The organism is Sporosarcina sp. Y838 (assembly GCF_056786515.1).
Genome location: NZ_JBXCJD010000019.1, coordinates 17,688 through 34,058, shown reverse-complemented (window position 1 = coordinate 34,058; position 16,371 = coordinate 17,688). Strand labels below are relative to the sequence as shown.

15 protein-coding genes and 1 other RNA gene are annotated in these 16,371 nt (G+C 42.0%); all 16 read right to left on the bottom strand.

Going from position 1 to position 16,371, the window contains the following annotated elements:
• Nucleotides 1-7 precede the first annotated feature (7 nt).
• Nucleotides 8-1,612, bottom strand: a complete 1,605-nt coding sequence (locus AC1TO4_RS16550; protein ID WP_482106222.1) for a T7SS effector LXG polymorphic toxin — start codon at nt 1,610-1,612, stop codon at nt 8-10.
• Nucleotides 1,613-1,980: 368 nt separating this feature from the next.
• On the bottom strand, nt 1,981-2,220 hold the full coding sequence (locus tag AC1TO4_RS16545) for a hypothetical protein (protein WP_482102321.1): 240 nt from the start codon (nt 2,218-2,220) through the stop codon (nt 1,981-1,983).
• A 273-nt stretch (nt 2,221-2,493) separates the two neighbouring features.
• Nucleotides 2,494-2,854: a transfer-messenger RNA gene (gene ssrA, locus AC1TO4_RS16540) on the bottom strand.
• A gap of 80 nt (nt 2,855-2,934) precedes the next feature.
• Nucleotides 2,935-3,402: an SsrA-binding protein SmpB gene (gene smpB / locus AC1TO4_RS16535; RefSeq protein ID WP_482102322.1), complete on the bottom strand. Its 468-nt coding sequence runs from the start codon at nt 3,400-3,402 to the stop codon at nt 2,935-2,937.
• A gap of 151 nt (nt 3,403-3,553) precedes the next feature.
• Nucleotides 3,554-5,860 carry a ribonuclease R gene (gene rnr, locus AC1TO4_RS16530; RefSeq protein WP_482106242.1) on the bottom strand — a complete coding sequence of 769 codons (2,307 nt, stop codon included), beginning with the start codon at nt 5,858-5,860 and terminating at the stop codon, nt 3,554-3,556.
• Nucleotides 5,861-5,928: 68 nt separating this feature from the next.
• Nucleotides 5,929-6,675, bottom strand: a complete 747-nt coding sequence (locus AC1TO4_RS16525; protein WP_482106221.1) for an alpha/beta hydrolase — start codon at nt 6,673-6,675, stop codon at nt 5,929-5,931.
• Nucleotides 6,676-6,839: 164 nt separating this feature from the next.
• Complete coding sequence (gene secG / locus AC1TO4_RS16520) at nt 6,840-7,067, bottom strand: preprotein translocase subunit SecG (protein ID WP_482102324.1); 228 nt, start codon at nt 7,065-7,067, stop codon at nt 6,840-6,842.
• Nucleotides 7,068-7,278: 211 nt separating this feature from the next.
• Complete coding sequence (gene eno, locus AC1TO4_RS16515; protein WP_482106220.1) at nt 7,279-8,574, bottom strand: phosphopyruvate hydratase; 1,296 nt, start codon at nt 8,572-8,574, stop codon at nt 7,279-7,281.
• Between the two features lie 14 nt (nt 8,575-8,588).
• Complete coding sequence (gene gpmI / locus AC1TO4_RS16510; protein ID WP_482106219.1) at nt 8,589-10,115, bottom strand: 2,3-bisphosphoglycerate-independent phosphoglycerate mutase; 1,527 nt, start codon at nt 10,113-10,115, stop codon at nt 8,589-8,591.
• Nucleotides 10,108-10,869, bottom strand: a complete 762-nt coding sequence (gene tpiA / locus AC1TO4_RS16505) for a triose-phosphate isomerase (RefSeq protein WP_482106218.1) — start codon at nt 10,867-10,869, stop codon at nt 10,108-10,110. Before tpiA ends, gpmI begins: the two co-directional genes overlap by 8 nt.
• 15 nt (nt 10,870-10,884) lie before the next feature.
• On the bottom strand, nt 10,885-12,066 hold the full coding sequence (locus AC1TO4_RS16500) for a phosphoglycerate kinase (RefSeq protein WP_482106241.1): 1,182 nt from the start codon (nt 12,064-12,066) through the stop codon (nt 10,885-10,887).
• A 113-nt stretch (nt 12,067-12,179) separates the two neighbouring features.
• Nucleotides 12,180-13,187, bottom strand: a complete 1,008-nt coding sequence (gene gap / locus AC1TO4_RS16495; RefSeq protein ID WP_482106217.1) for a type I glyceraldehyde-3-phosphate dehydrogenase — start codon at nt 13,185-13,187, stop codon at nt 12,180-12,182.
• A 105-nt stretch (nt 13,188-13,292) separates the two neighbouring features.
• A complete protein-coding gene (locus tag AC1TO4_RS16490) occupies nt 13,293-14,327 on the bottom strand; it encodes a sugar-binding transcriptional regulator (RefSeq protein ID WP_482106216.1) in 1,035 nt (344 codons plus the stop codon).
• A 134-nt stretch (nt 14,328-14,461) separates the two neighbouring features.
• Nucleotides 14,462-14,689: a glutaredoxin family protein gene (locus AC1TO4_RS16485; RefSeq protein WP_482106215.1), complete on the bottom strand. Its 228-nt coding sequence runs from the start codon at nt 14,687-14,689 to the stop codon at nt 14,462-14,464.
• Between the two features lie 95 nt (nt 14,690-14,784).
• A complete protein-coding gene (locus AC1TO4_RS16480; protein WP_482106214.1) occupies nt 14,785-15,579 on the bottom strand; it encodes a TPM domain-containing protein in 795 nt (264 codons plus the stop codon).
• Nucleotides 15,576-16,154 carry a LemA family protein gene (locus AC1TO4_RS16475; protein WP_482106213.1) on the bottom strand — a complete coding sequence of 193 codons (579 nt, stop codon included), beginning with the start codon at nt 16,152-16,154 and terminating at the stop codon, nt 15,576-15,578. The genes AC1TO4_RS16480 and AC1TO4_RS16475 overlap by 4 nt, the downstream gene beginning before the upstream one ends.
• Nucleotides 16,155-16,371 lie beyond the last annotated feature (217 nt).

The window sequence follows — 16,371 nt, the reverse complement described above, 5'->3', positions numbered from 1 at the left end:
CTCTTAATTATTCTATTTTATGACTCCTATTAGTACTAGGTAATTCTGGACGATAGTTATCAGGATTATTAAACCAATCACGTAACTCTTTTGGTGTTAACTCTCCATTTAAATATCTCTTATGCATATCAGAATATTTGTGTTCTGGAAGATGCCCCATGTCCCAAACATCTTTTCTAGGTTGACCAGGTTCCCACTCAATTATTTTTTCTGGATAGAGTGGATCTCTCACCAATCCATCTGGACCTTTTGCATTCTCAAAAGTTACTTCTGGTACTCTCTTTCTAAATGATGGTCTATTTTTAGGATCTAAATAAGGTCTATTATCTATAACTTCAGTGATGACTCCTTCACCTTTAATAGTAACAGATCCATCTTTCTTTATGATTTTTTGGGTACCAACTTTATCCGTACCCTTAGCTCCATCTATGACATTATCTGCAGCTTTGCTCGCATTCTGGGCATCCCCTATTGCCTTACTTCCTTTCACGGCAAATTTCCCACCGGTACTAGCCATACCCACAACGGGAATCATCGCAGAAAAAGAAAGGGCCGCATTTAATGTATCCCCTCTCGCCGCATAGATAACACCATTTACGCCATCTGCTGCTTCACCAATAACAGGTACAAGCCCTGCAATATCTAATCCAACCTGAAAATAATCTAGTAATTTGTTTTCTTTCGGTTTGTCGACTTTAACGATTTCTTCTACTTTATATTCAACTTTGGAAACAACTTCATAGAAAACTGTTTGGCCTACAACATACTCTTTAATGAGTAAACCATTTTCATACTCATGATATTTTATATTTTCCTCTAAGTTTTCTTCGATAGTCGTAACTTTCTTTCCTTCCAGGGTTTGAAAAGTCGCTGCAGTAATCATCATACCGATTAGCTGTTGATGTTCCTTTACCCATACGTCACTAGGATTTAAGTACACTTTTGGGAACAGTTCCGTTCTAATTTCACTTCTAAACGTCAGAACATTCCATTGGCTCGGGACGAAGGTAATGTCCTTTACCCCTGCTTGGAACAGTCCCTCCATATCCGTAAGCCACGTGTTCATCGTCTGCAAATCTTGTTCAATGGGATGTAGTGCGGAAGTCTGCGTTGCATCAAATTCATAAAGTTGTGAGATGGTATCATCACTTTTTCTCTTAGAACGAATGACTCCCTCCTGCACTCCGCTATCATCCAAGTGGGGCAGTCCGACAATATCACTCACCTGATCCATGATACTGTTTGCCTCATCCGTCAAACTAGCGGTGAGATGACCAATAAGCGTAAGTCCCTGTTCTAGCTCTCCCTCTAGGAATTGTTCTAATATGTAACCGGTTGAATCAGGTTCGAGTGAATGAAGTGCTGCCTCCATCTGATGAAGCACTTGTTTGAACTGCTCGGTAAACAACTGGAAAAAATGAAGAAATGGTAAATGACACTCCTGGTAAAAGGAACGGATAGCATTACCTCCCGCTCCTTTAAATTGTTCCTCCATCTGAACTAGACCCTTCACTGCATGGTGGATCGCTTCCATTTCACTGCTTAGCCTGTCCAACATAGTAATGTTGCGCTGCAGCCCACCCTGAAATAAATCCACATCTAATATTTTCATAGGCATTGCCTCAGTTTGAAAATAGCCACATCACAATATTTTTTAGTATACAATAATACCCCACAGGTGAACATTCTTCTCCCCCTCTAGTAATCTATGAACAGTTATTATATTCCATTTTTCGCGAGAGTGCAAAGGAAGGAGTTATAATATTACAAAAAAGGAATATGGATTAGTTTTGTCCGCCTGCACACCAGACAATTCTGAATTGTGTCCGTATTGCACCGTACCGCCTCCCCACATATATGAACTTGCTAAAGCCCAATTTATAGGGGTTAAACGGGTGTCACAAAGTGCTATTATCGTTATAAAATGTTGCTTTTATTTTCTATTAAATAACTCTTTCCCCTCCCCATAAATTCATCTTTTTAATATATATCCTTTTCAGAATCTTTATACTCAGTAATAAGAAATCCAACTTTAGATGTTTGATGGTTTCGACCTTTAAAGTCTCTTCCATCAATACCATAGGCTGACCATCCTTCTTTTCCAATGTAAAAAGTCAGTATGTTCTTGTATGCGAACTTTTTAGCTACTTGATCTTCACTGATGAATTTTAACTTATTTTGAGTTAGAAACTTACAGATTCTCTCTTGTGAATTATCCATTTTTACTCATCCTCTCATTTTTAAATGAAATGTTCTTTTATTGTTTGGTGGGAAAAGAGTAGCAGATTATAGTTTTGTCTGCCTGTTCATAACACAATTCGAATTAATTCTGAATCGTGTCTGAATTGCACCGTGCACAGGCAGCACTCACTCACTAGGTACCGCAAAATCCCCTAAACAAAAAACGATCTCATCAAAAGATGAAATCGTCTTCGTTATATTATTGTTGCCATAATGATGCCACACATCGCTTAAACGTTGCTGTGACAACAAATATGGAGACGGTGGGAGTCGAACCCACGTCCAGAGGCTCTAACACTTAAGCATCTACGCGTGTAGATTGTCTATTTGGATTCGCGTGGCATTATGCCGGCAATCAGGGCGTCATGTACGCTATCTTGGAAGTCTCTTCCGGCTGCCTCAAGAGGCAACAGCCGTCGTATCCCACTAAAGGTTGAGCCCTACAAATGCCACATGGGCGATGGAAGTGTAAGGCAGATTCAACAGCTTACGCTGCGAATGCTAGGTTGTTGTTAGTTTTGCCTGTTATTATAAGGTGCCGTTTCTGACGGAGCCGGGCCCTCCGACGCGCAACTCAAGCTCAGACGACCCCTGTCGAATCCGTAACGCCCCCAAAGGGATGTCAGGATGGCCTTTTTCAAGGCTTCTGAACTACTTGAACATTAATCAGTATACCTCATTTTTACATAAACTTCAATACTTTTGTTTATCTCTAAGAGCACGATCTATTTCACGTTTTGCATCTTTTTTCTTGAGATCCTGGCGTTTATCGTAATCTTTCTTCCCTTTACCTACGCCTATTAATACTTTTGCAAAACCGTCTTTTAAATACATCTTAATCGGAACAATTGAAGTTCCCTGTTCTTTCGTTTGTCCAATCAATTTACTAATCTGTTTTTTATGGAGTAACAGTTTCCTCGACCTAACCGGATCATGATTAAACTGGTTCCCGTGGTCGTATGGACTAATATGCATATTGGTAATCCATGCTTCGTTATTGCGGATTCTTACAAAAGCGTCTCTCAGTTGGACTTTACTATTGCGAATTGCTTTGATTTCAGTACCTAGTAGGACAATACCTGCCTCAATCGTTTCTTCTATTGCAAAATCATGATTCGCCTTTTTATTAACAGCGACTACTTTCCCCTGGCCTTTCGCCATTTCTTTCACCCCTTAATCCATTACGCCCCGGCGTAATTGCGTCCCAATTTCGAATTGCGCTTGTGCCTGCAGGACGCAGGTATGTAACCTTTCAAAATTTGTGACATCCCGCCGGAGGCTTAACTTGGGAGCGGCCTAGACCGCCCCAACTTTATTTTTTCTTTCTAGGTTTAGGTTTACTTCCCGCTTTTTTAGCTGCGCCTTCATAAAACTTTTTCTTTTTGCTGTATGTTCCGGTTTTCTTTTTATCTTTTGACTTATCACCGGGTTTACCGTCACCGTCTCTTTTCTTTGCATGGATGACTTTCGGCGATTCCTTACGTGTACGACGGACGTTTTGTTTCATCCCAACGATTTCAAAATCAATTGCCGATTCCTCCGGTTTCACGGAAATCACTTTCACAGTCACTTCATCGCCAAGCCTAAATTGCTTACCAGAGTGTTCCCCGATCATCATCATTTGTCTATCGTCAAATCGGTAATAATCATCCGTCATATGACTGACATGGACAAGTCCTTCGATTGTGTTCTCTAGTTCAACAAACAAACCGAAGTTTGTCACCGACGAGATAACTCCTTCATATTCTTCGCCAATTTTATCGAGCATGAACTGTGCTTTTTTCAATGACTCCGTATCACGTTCTGCTTCGACCGCACGACGTTCCCGTTCAGATGTATGCTCAGCTATATCTGATAATATCGCGCTCCAATGCGCAAGCGTCTGTGCCGAAACATCTTTTTCGATTAGATATGTCCTGATCAAGCGATGAACAATCAAATCTGGGAAGCGACGGATGGGTGCCGTGAAATGGGTATAAAATTCTGTGGATAATCCAAAGTGTCCCAGACTTTGATCTAAATACTTCGCCTGTTGCATTGAACGAAGAAGCATTGTAGAAATAACCGTTTCTTCTGGAAGACCCTCAATCGATTCAACGATTTCCTGCAACGCTTTTGGATGGACCTTATTCCCCGTTCCTTTTACAACAACGCCGAAGTTAGTTAGAAATTCGAAAAAGCGTTGTAATTTCTCAGCCTTTGGATCTTCGTGAATTCGGTAAATGAAAGGTACTTTAAGCCAGTGGAAATGTTCCGCGATCGTTTCGTTCGCAGCAAGCATGAATTCTTCAATAAGGCGTTCTGATACGGTACGCTCCATAATGACAACATCAGTTGGCCATCCTTTTTCATCAACAAGGATTTTCGATTCCTTGAAATTGAAATCAATGGCTCCACGATCTTCTCTTTTCTGTTTCAAAATACCCGCGAGGTCAGCCATATGATTAATCATAGGAACGACATGTGCATACTGAACTGAAAGCTCTTCATCTTTTTCTTCGATGATTTTATAGACTTCTTGATAGGTCATGCGTTCTTTGGAGCGAATCACACTCTCAAATATTTCGTGTTCAACGACTTTCCCATTGCGATCTATCGTCATTGCGCAAGACAAAGTAAGCCTGTCAACGCCCGGGTTCAATGAACAAATTCCGTTCGATAATCTATGCGGCAACATCGGAATAACTCTATCCGTCAAGTAAACGCTTGTTCCACGGTCGTAAGCATCATCGCCCATTGGAGAGTTTTCCGTCACATAATAACTGACATCCGAAATATGAACAGATAATATATAGTTACCATTGTCATTTTTCACAACTGAAATGGCATCATCAAGGTCTTTCGCATCCGCACCATCAATTGTAATCGCGAGTTCTTCACGAAGATCACGACGTTTAAACAAATCTTCTTCCTGAACTTCATCAGGGATTTTATTTGCCTGGTCTAGTACTGCTTGTGGAAAATCAATTTCAATTCCATGCTTATGGATAATGGACAAGATGTCCACGCCAGGATCATTTCTGTGTCCAAGGATTTGTGTCACCATACCTGTTGCTGATTTCCCGTCAACAGGCCAGTCAGTTATTTCAACAACGACTTTGTGGCCGTCAACTGCATCAAGCGAATCGCCTTTACCAATGAAAACGTCCATAGGTAACTTTTTATCATCGGGAACAACGAAACCGAAGCCTTTGTTGTCCTGGTACATGCCTACAACTTTTGTTGTTTTACGTTCCACGACGCGCGTAATTGCCCCTTCACGTCTTCCGTCTGATGTGGCATTAGTGACACGTACGAGAACAGTATCCCCGTTCATAGCGCCATTCACTTCATGTGGCGGGATGAAAACATCGTCCATTCCTTCAGTTTCCGGCGCAAAAAAACCGAAGCCTTTTGCATGTCCGATGAATTTACCACGTAATAGGTTCATGCCTTCTGGCACACCATAACGATTCGATCTCGAGCGAATGATTAGCCCTTTTTGTTCAAGATGCACGAGCATTTTTACAAGTTCTTTGAATTCCACAGCTTGTTCAAATCCCATTACTTCTTGTATTTCCTGCACAGTTAGTGGCTTATAAGTTTCTTCTTTCATTAGAGACAGCAATTTTTCTTGCATGTCTTTTTCTAAACTATCCAATTGCGTCACTCCTTCTAAGTCTATAGCATGGTCATAAGTCTTATTGTTCACACATTCCAGTTTAATGATTCCAGAAATTCAAAAATATCTTCATGTAGTTTCATTTTTTCCGGTCCGAGTGTAATAACATGCCCCGATTTTTCATACCATTTGATTTTTTTTTCATTTGATTCTGTAGTCTTATAAATGACATTTGCGGAATCAGGATCAATCACTTCATCGAGTGTTCCTTGGACGACGAATAGCGGGGAATAGATGTGATCGATATTGTCCCGCACCTCGTAGACAAGCTCGCGAAGATCTTTGAGTGAAGGCATTGTTTCGCCACGTAAGTCCTCAATATCAAGTTCAATTTCTTCTTCGCTTTTTCCTTCATATTTCTTATATTCACGTGCATATTTAATAACACCTTCATACATTACATCCGTCGTTCTCATCGACATTGGCGCGCACATCGTAATAATGCCTTTCACTGGTTTGTTATACCCTAATTTCAGTGAAAATACGCCACCTAGGGATAATCCAGCTACTGCGATTTCATCGTAACCCGCTTCTTGCAATTGACGGTAGCCTGAAAGAACATCTTCCCACCATTCTTCTGGACCAGTATGTATTAACTCTTCTGGCGGTACGCCATGGCCTTTATAATGAGGCGCAAGTGTTGTATATCCTTTTTTTTCAAGAAATCGTCCTAGCATTCGGACATCTGCTGAAGTACCTGTAAATCCGTGAAGAAGTAAGACTGCACGTTTCCCTCTCTCGAAAAAAAATGGTTTAGGTTGTGCAATTCTCATTTCAATCATCCTTTCGAAGAAAAGCCTAAGGTACCGCTTTGGCGCCTGAGGTCTAGACACGACCTCAGTAGCGAAGCTTATACTTTCTTATTTTTTATAAAAAATGCCTGACCAGTCGGAAGGTCAGGCGATAGTGGTCTATTTATAGTTTAACATGCAAAAGATTATACTTTCATAATGACGATTGCCAATACGATAAACAAAACGGCAAGTACAACAGTAACCCTTTGAAGTACAAGGTCAAGTCCACGCGCTTTTTGTTTTCCGAATAGCTGTTCCGCTCCACCAGAGATGGCTCCTGATAGACCTGCGCTTTTCCCAGATTGCAATAATACGACTACGATCAATGATAGTGCTACGATTACGAGCAGTGTCATCAGCAAAGCATGCATTTTGTTCCACCTCCCGATTTGAACTTCACAACAGTTTTATTTTACCAAAGACGGACAGTGGATACAACCTATTGTACTACTTTTAAGTCATAAGTCTATACAACGTAAGGTTTCGTTTGCCACATAATCTTAAATAACTCGTTGCTTTATAGATCCTATTCATTCACATCAACACAAAACCCCGCACGAGGCGGGGCTTTGTGAACACCTATTATTTTTTAAGGTTATAAAACGTCTTCTCACCTAGATAAACAGCAGTGTCATCTAGCTGATCTTCAATACGTAATAACTGGTTGTATTTTGCAACACGGTCCGTACGTGAAGGTGCGCCAGTCTTAATTTGACCTGCGTTTGTCGCAACTGCGATATCAGCGATTGTCGTATCTTCTGATTCACCCGAACGGTGAGAAATGATTGCCGTATAGCCTGCACGCTTCGCCATTTCAATTGCATCGAACGTTTCAGTCAACGTACCGATTTGGTTCACTTTAATAAGGATTGAGTTACCAATACCTTCTTGAATGCCTCGTTCAAGCTTCTCTGTATTCGTTACGAATAAGTCATCTCCGACAAGTTGAACTTCTTTACCTAAGCGTTCAGTCAATAGTTTATGACCCGCCCAGTCGTTTTCATCCAAACCGTCTTCGATAGAGATAATCGGATATTTACTGCAAAGCTCTTCGTACCAGTCCACCATTTCTGCAGACGTTCTAACGACGCCTTCTCCAGCGAGATTATATGTGCCATCGTCTTTGTTGAAGAATTCTGAAGCAGCTACGTCCATCGCAAGAAGTACATCTTCACCCGGCGCGTAGCCAGCTTTTTCGATTGCTTCAAGGATGATTGACAGTGCTTCTTCGTTGGATGATAAGTTCGGAGCAAAGCCGCCTTCATCACCAACAGATGTATTTAACCCTTTATCTTTTAATACAGCTTTCAAGCTATGGAATATTTCAGTACCCATGCGAAGGCCTTCGTGGAATGATTCTGCACCGACTGGCATAACCATGAATTCTTGAATATCGATGTTATTATCGGCATGCTCACCACCGTTAAGAATATTCATCATCGGTACCGGTAATTGTTTAGCATTGATGCCGCCTAGGTACTGGTAAAGTGGAATGTCTAGATAATCTGCAGCTGCATGCGCAACAGCAATGGATACACCTAGAATGGCATTCGCGCCTAACTTCCCTTTATTTTCAGTTCCATCTAGTTCAATAAGTGCATGATCTATCGTTACTTGATCAAGTACCGAGTATGCATCTTCCAATTCCTCTGAAATGACTTCATTCACATGGTCAACTGCTTGCAGGACACCTTTACCTAAGTAACGCCCCTCATCACCATCACGTAATTCCACCGCTTCATACTCGCCTGTAGAAGCGCCAGATGGAACGATGGCACGACCGAATGCACCACTTTGTGTAAATACTTCAACTTCTACTGTTGGATTCCCACGTGAATCAAGTACTTCTCTAGCTTGGATAAGTGTAATGATTGGCATATATTTCTCCCCTTTTAAAATAATGGTGTGCCGGTCATTTCTGCCGGTTGTTCTATTTGTAACAATTTTAGCATTGTTGGAGCCAGGTCTGCGAGTATTCCACCTTCCCGCAAAGAGACTCCTGGTTTTGTAATAATAACTGGAACAGGATTCGTCGTGTGCGCCGTCATCGGTGCTCCGTCCTGCGTAGTCACTTCATCGGCGTTGCCATGGTCAGCCGTGATGATAGCAGAACCACCTTTTGCATGAATTGCGTCGATGACTTTACCTAGGCAGAGGTCAACTGTTTCAATCGCCTTGATGGTAGGTTCCAACATTCCACTATGCCCTACCATATCCGGATTTGCGAAATTAAGAATTATCGCATCGAAACGATCTGCTTCAATTCCTTCAATCAAGGATTCAGTCACTTGAAAAGCACTCATTTCAGGTTGCAAGTCATACGTTGCAACTTTCGGCGAGGCTATCAAAATTCGTTCTTCTCCATCGAACTTATCTTCCCGTCCACCGCTCATGAAAAAGGTAACATGTGGATACTTTTCTGTTTCTGCAATCCGAAGTTGAGTTAAGCTGTTACGAGAAATAACTTCGCCAAGCGTATTTTCTAAGTTTTCACTATTATAGACGACATCTGCTGTGATGTCGTCACTATAATGTGTAAATGTGACAAACTTCAAATTTTTATACATTTTAACTCCTGTTTCAAATTCTCCGAATGTAGGATCCGTTAACGCACGTGATAATTGAATGGCACGATCTGGTCGGAAGTTAAAAAATACAACTGCATCTCCATCTTCTATCGTCGCAACTGGCTGGCCAAGTTCTTCAATAATGAAAGGGACTACGAATTCATCATGAACGCCCCGCTCATATGACGCCAGTACCCCGGCAGTTGGCGTAACTGCTGTCAATGCAGTACCTTCTACAATCGCCTGGTAGACCTTTTCCAACCGCTCCCAGCGCTTATCACGATCCATTGCGTAGTAGCGCCCTGAAATGCTCGCAAATTTACCTATGCCGAGTTCTTGCATAACTGTTTCAGTTTTCTCAATGTAAGAAAGGGCAGATTGTGGACTCACATCTCTGCCGTCAAGGAAAGCATGGACGAAGACTTTTTCAATTCCATTCGTCTTTGCAAGTCGGAGGAGTGCAAACAAATGCTCATAATGGCTATGGACTCCGCCGTCTGATAATAATCCCATCAAGTGAAGTGCAGAGCCATGTTTCTTAGCATGTTCTACAGCCCGTAAAAGTGTCTCATTGTCGAAAAAGTTTGCTTCTCTAATAGATTTATTAATACGTGTTAGATTTTGATAAACAATTCGGCCGGCTCCAATATTTAGATGACCTACTTCAGAATTGCCCATCTGCCCTTCAGGTAGACCTACCGCTTCTCCACTAGCTGTCAGCGTTTCATGTGGGAAGTTGTTCCAGAGAATATCGTAATTCGGCTTATTGGCCAGTGCAACGGCATTGCCTATCTTGTCGTCTCGAAGGCCAAAGCCATCCATTATGATTAAAGCTACCGGACTTTTACGCATTTGCCCCAGCCTCTAAAAGTTTCAAGAATGAATTAGGGTCCAAACTAGCACCGCCGACAAGAGCGCCATCAATATGTTCCATTGCTAAAAGTTCTACAATGTTATCAGGTTTAACACTGCCGCCGTACTGAATACGAATTTGATCTGCAACTTGTTTCGTAAACAAGTTGCAGATTGTCGAGCGAATTACGCCACACACTTCATTCGCATCTAACGCAGTAGCGGTTTTTCCGGTTCCGATAGCCCAGATTGGTTCATAGGCAATAACCGCTGTTGGAGCTAAATCGGAACTGATTCCTTTGAAAGCTTTCTGCACTTGTAAAGCAACGATATCGTTGGTTTTGCCACTTTCACGTTCTTCAAGTGATTCTCCCACGCAGACGATTGGCGTTAGCTTGTACTCGAATGCAGCATGAACTTTTTTGTTTACAGTTTCATTTGTTTCGTTGAAGTACTGACGACGTTCAGAATGGCCAAGGATGGCATAATTTACGCCAATCGCCGAAAGCATCGCAGGGCTTACTTCTCCCGTGTATGCTCCTTCTTTCGTATCGTGCATTGTTTGTGCGCCTATACCGAGCACCGATTCTTTTGTAATCTGTGCAAGTTCAGAAAGATATAAAGCAGGTGGACAGATAACTGCTTCCACTCTTTCTGAAACGGGTATCTTTCCTTTCACTACTTCAACGAAGTCTCTCGCTTCGTCTGCATTCTTATACATTTTCCAGTTCCCTGCAATAATTCGTTTTCGCAAAATGTTTCCCTCCGTTTAGTAATCGTTCAGTGCAGTGACCCCTGGCAAGTCTTTCCCTTCCATAAATTCAAGAGATGCACCCCCGCCAGTGGAAATATGATCCATTTTTTCTGCAACGCCAAACTTTTCGACAGCGGCAGCAGAATCGCCTCCACCAATGACCGTGTAGGCTTTTGTTTCAGCCATCGCTTCAGCAACTTGTTTGGTTCCCCCAGCGAATGGCTCCATTTCAAACACACCCATCGGTCCGTTCCAGATAATTAGACTTGAATCTTTAATAACATCCGAATACAATGCCGCTGTTTCCGATCCGATATCGAGTCCCATCCATCCTTCTGGTATGGCGTCAATTTTCACCGTTTTCGTATTCGCATCTTTCGAAAAAGCATCAGCGATTACAGCGTCAATCGGTAAATATAAGTTAACGCCTTTTTCTTTAGCCTTTTGAATAAATGATTTCGCCAAGTCGACTTTATCTTCTTCAAGCAATGAATTTCCTGTTTCATAGCCTTGTGCTTTCGTAAATGTATACGACAGTCCCCCGCCAATTAACAAGTTATCCACTATATCTAAAAGATGATCGATGACGTCAATTTTGTCCTTCACTTTAGCTCCACCGATAATCGCTGTAAACGGACGCTCAGGCTCCGACAAAGCTTTGCCGAGAATATCCAGTTCTTTTTCAAGTAATAGTCCAGAAACAGCTGGAATATACGCTGCGATTCCGGCCGTAGATGCGTGAGCACGATGTGCAGCACCGAAAGCGTCGTTGACGAAGAAATCAGCTAATCCTGCAAATTCCTTTGCAAGTTTTGCATCATTTTTCTCTTCTCCCGCATGGAACCTGACATTTTCAAGCAGAACGATATCGCCGTTTTTCATTGTTGAAATGGCTTTCTCCACTTCGCTTCCAATGGACGAATCGAGTTTTGTAACCGGCTTACTCATCAGTTCAGCAAGTTTGACCCCTGCAGCGGTAAGCCGCATGTCTTCATTCACTTCGCCTTTTGGACGTCCTAAATGACTTGCAAGAATGACTTTTGCGCCTTGTCCGACCAAATATTCAATCGTTGGGATTGCTGCACGGATTCTCGTATCATCCGTAATCTTCCCATCCTCCATAGGCACATTGAAATCTACCCGGCAAAAAACCCGTTTCCCTTCAAACTGCATATCCTTCATCGTCTTTTTCGACACCATGAAAAACGCCACCTTCAAGTTAAATTTAAAAAGGAGGAACGGGGTAACCCCGTTCCTCTTACCCAACTATATTATAAGCCGTCTACTGATGTATGGCTATATTTAACCTTTTACAAGCCTTTTTGGTACATGTAGAGTGCCAAATCAATACAACGTGCAGAGTAAGCTGTTTCGTTGTCGTACCAAGAAATTACTTTAATCATGTTTTTCTCGAGCACCATTGTTGAGAGACCATCTACAGTCGAAGAGGAAGGATTTCCATTATAGTCTTTTGAAACTAATGGCAGTTCATTGTAGACTAAGAAACCTTTCAATTCATTCTCAGCTGCATGTTTGAATGCAGTGTTCACATCTTCCACCGTCACATCTGTCCCGAGTTCTGCAACGAAATCGACAAGTGAAACGTTCGGCGTCGGTACACGCACAGCCATGCCATCAAGTTTTCCTTTTAATTCAGGAATTACGATTGTCACTGCAGACGCCGCACCAGTTGTCGTTGGAATCATGGATTCGGCAGCTGCACGAGCACGTCTGAAATCCTCATGTGGTAGGTCTAGAATGCGCTGATCATTCGTATAAGAATGAATCGTAGTCATCAAACCGCGTTTTACGCCGAATTGATCATTTAGAACTTTCACGACTGGAGCTAGACAATTTGTCGTACAAGATGCATTTGATACGATATCGTCTAATTCTGGATTGTATGTTTCATGGTTAACACCCATAACGAGTGTTGTTAGTTCACCTTTAGCTGGGGCAGAAAGAATGACTTTTTTCGCTCCTGCTTCTAAGTGTTTGCTCAATTTTTCCTTGTCGCGGAAGACGCCAGTCGAATCAATAACAACATCGACTCCAAGCTCTCCCCACGGCAGTAGTGCTGGGTCTCTCTCTTCGTAGACTCTAACTTTTTTACCGTTTACAACGATCATATTTTCTTCTGAACTGACTTCAGCGTCGAAAACGCCATGCACAGAGTCATATTTCAATAGATGTGCGAGCATTGCCGCGTCAGTCAAATCGTTTACTGCTACAATTTCAATATCTTTTTGTTTCATGGCTTCACGAAATACAATCCGTCCAATTCTTCCAAATCCATTAATTGCAATTTTCAATGTCATAGGATATTCCTCCAGTATATTTAATGTATTCAACTGTTAACTTTAACTACAAAAACCCTGTTTAAACCTGTTCCCTGAATAGAGCCAACTTAGTCATGTACCGGTTTATTTATCAGCAAGTATCTTCAGCATTTCAGTTGCTGCGCCTTCATCTGTAACTAAATTTGTCTGCTTCGGGGCACTGGCCATATAAGCTAGAATGGCTTCTGCTTTACTGCTACCGCCTGCAACCGAAATGAGAAGTGGAACCTTCGTTAGATGTTTAGTCTGAATACCAACAGTCCTTAGTCTATGAACAGCGTTCCCATCCTCGTCGAAATAATAACCGAATGCTTCTCCTTTGGCGCCGAGGTTCAACATTATTTGTTGTTCTTCCTCTGGCGATTTTCGCATGGTTGCCATTGTTTGCGCGTCACCGATTCCATGCATTACACAGTCTGTTGTTTCATAAAGTTCAAGCATTTTCAAAACAGAAGGTTCTTTTCTGAACACTTCATGCGCTTCCTCACTTAACGACTCGGGGTAATAAAACGTACTGTATGTACCCCCAGATGCTGAGGCGAAAGTTGCCGCAATGACATTTGCCTGCATGCCAATGTCATCCCCCACTCCGCCCCGAGCAGCTATAAACAACAAATTAGCGGCATTGTCGAGCTTTTCTATATAAGGAGGGATCGATGCAATCGTACTTCCTCCAGTAACAGCAACTATTTTGCCCTTACCAATCTTTGTGGAAAATTGCTTGGCCGCTTCCATACCGAGTAAATTTTTCGATGAAGTATCTATATCAGAATTACCCGAAACAACTTTGACTGATTGGATGCCCAATGCTTCTACTAGCTTTTTCGCAAGCAAAGCAGATCCCGACCAGTCTTCCATAGACAATTCAAGTGCTTGTAGAATATCTACACCTTCTGTTGTGATTGCCGCGCCGTCTTTCGCAATTACAATTAGATTTTGTCCTCTGAGAATATCCAGCATTGTTCGTATTTCCCGTTCTGATAAACCAACCACTTGTCCGAGAGCTCGTCTGCCAATTGGACCGGCCATCTTCACAAATTTTAATATGCGGTATCTTTCCTGCATTAGCTCCATCATTTCTGGGACGAGCTTTCTTTGCGCTTCCGTAAATAAATCCAATGATCAAACCCCTTCCAACAGCATTGGTCACTATTTGTCCCACGTAGTCATAAAACGTCCCACGATGGGCAAAAAAATACTTCTGTCTGTATTATAGCTTTTTTACTCCGCTACATCAAATATTTCACATTATTTTAGAATAAGTTAATGATATCTACATATCCAATTGAACCGTGTAGAACTGGTACGCCTTCTATTTCGATGACCGGAATCATTAACATATACAATTCATGACTTTCATCGTCTTGTTCAATATCGATGGTCGTCCATGTTAACTGATAATCTTCACTGACAAGCTTCATCATCATTTCAGTTTCATCGCAAAGATGACACCCTGGTTTGGTATAAAACTTCACATGCATCCAAAACACCTCATTACTTCTATATTCAATTCAGTATAAGTGAAAAAGGGCTTCATGCACAAATTGTTGTCTGCGCTTGAAACCCTTCACTCCTATTACCAACTTCGACCTGCTCCTCCGCCACCGCCGGAACCACCGCCGCCGAAGCCTCCAAAACCGCTGCCCGAACCGCCTCCGCCGCCTCCCCCAAATGAACCAGGGAAGAAGATTGGTCCTCCACCTCGACGACCGCCTGAGCCACCTCCACCGCGACCTCCCTTATTCCTCATGATACGAAAAATGATATAAATCATTATGAAAAGCAATATGGGAAAAGGGACACCAAAACCTGAATCACCCGAACCTGCACTTAAAGTTGAAACTTCAGCAACTGCCCCGTCCCATCCATACTCAGCTGCTATTTCATTATAATAGGATTTATAAGCCTCCATGATTGCTAAGTCAGGTTGCTGTTCATTCAAATAGGGAACCGCCACTTCGTCCATGATACGTCCGACTTTCCCATCTGGAAGCGCGCCTTCCAATCCATATCCCACTGATAGGTAAAAATGGCGGTTACCGTCTGAATTTTTTTCAGTTGTAACAACGAGCAAAGCCCCATTATCTTTTTCACTATCGCCTAATTGAAATTCTCTTAGCTTCTCTACTGCATACTCTTCGACAGGTTCATCCCCAATGCTCGGGAGGATTAATACTGCGAGTTCCGCTGTTGTCGCATTATATAATTGGATGCCTAATTGCTCAAGCTCCGCTGCCTGATCAGCAGATAGCACATTCGCTGAATCTTGTATGACCGGAACAGCGGCATCAGCCGATAATGCCGCAAAGTTTAGCGATGTGAATACAATTAGACATGCCGTCGCCAGTAAGCGGACAGCTTTATGAATCATTCCGAGTCATCTCCAAAATCGACTTCAGGTGCTTCATTTGCAGCTGCATCGGCTTTAAAGTATTCTTTTTCATCGTATCCAAAGATGGATGCGACAATTTTTCCGGGGAATCTTTTTACCTGTCTATTGTAATTGGATACTACATCATTGTAATCTTTACGTGCCACGCCAAGTCTGTTTTCAGTTCCCGATAATTCATCCATCAGTTGTCTGAAGTTTTCATTGGCTTTCAAGTCAGGATAGTTTTCCACGACTACCAGAAGACGGCTGATGGCACCGGATAATTCTGTGTCGGCTGCTGCCTGGTCTTCCGGCCCTCGTGCACCTGCAAGTTTTTCACGAGATTCGGCTATATCACTGATAATTTCTTTTTCATGGCTTGCGAATCCTTTAACCGTATTGACCAAGTTCGGAATCAAATCAAGTCTCCGTTGTAATTGGTTATCGACTTGTGCATATGCCGAGTCCACATCTTCTTCAAGATTGACGAATTTGTTGTAACTTGGAACCAGTATCATAGCGAGTATTGCAAGTATAATTCCAATTACCACAATCGGACCTAAAATCTTCTTCATTTTTTCACTCCTATTCGTTATTTACTCTTATTTACCCTGTTCCATAACGTATTGAAACTTTTTCCTACACTCCTATATACTCCATTTCCCTACGAAAGGATTCACATAATATTGAAAAGTCGCAAAAAAAGTATACGTACGCTTTTACTAAGCATACGTATACTTTTTTTGGATATTATAATTGTGTACAGTTTTTATCGACTATGTAAAGGAAACT

Bases quoted from the DNA above. Each gene is read 5' to 3' on its own strand.
- AC1TO4_RS16550 (WP_482106222.1), bottom strand. From the start codon at position 1,612: ATGAAAATATTAGATGTGGATTTATTTCAGGGTGGGCTGCAGCGCAAC.
- AC1TO4_RS16545 (WP_482102321.1), bottom strand. From the start codon at position 2,220: ATGGATAATTCACAAGAGAGAATCTGTAAGTTTCTAACTCAAAATAAG.
- smpB (WP_482102322.1), bottom strand. From the start codon at position 3,402: ATGGCGAAAGGCCAGGGGAAAGTAGTCGCTGTTAATAAAAAGGCGAAT.
- rnr (WP_482106242.1), bottom strand. From the start codon at position 5,860: ATGCAAGAAAAATTGCTGTCTCTAATGAAAGAAGAAACTTATAAGCCA.
- AC1TO4_RS16525 (WP_482106221.1), bottom strand. From the start codon at position 6,675: ATGAGAATTGCACAACCTAAACCATTTTTTTTCGAGAGAGGGAAACGT.
- secG (WP_482102324.1), bottom strand. From the start codon at position 7,067: ATGCATGCTTTGCTGATGACACTGCTCGTAATCGTAGCACTATCATTG.
- eno (WP_482106220.1), bottom strand. From the start codon at position 8,574: ATGCCAATCATTACACTTATCCAAGCTAGAGAAGTACTTGATTCACGT.
- gpmI (WP_482106219.1), bottom strand. From the start codon at position 10,115: ATGCGTAAAAGTCCGGTAGCTTTAATCATAATGGATGGCTTTGGCCTT.
- gap (WP_482106217.1), bottom strand. From the start codon at position 13,187: ATGACATTGAAAATTGCAATTAATGGATTTGGAAGAATTGGACGGATT.
- AC1TO4_RS16485 (WP_482106215.1), bottom strand. From the start codon at position 14,689: ATGCATGTGAAGTTTTATACCAAACCAGGGTGTCATCTTTGCGATGAA.
- AC1TO4_RS16480 (WP_482106214.1), bottom strand. From the start codon at position 15,579: ATGATTCATAAAGCTGTCCGCTTACTGGCGACGGCATGTCTAATTGTA.
- AC1TO4_RS16475 (WP_482106213.1), bottom strand. From the start codon at position 16,154: ATGAAGAAGATTTTAGGTCCGATTGTGGTAATTGGAATTATACTTGCA.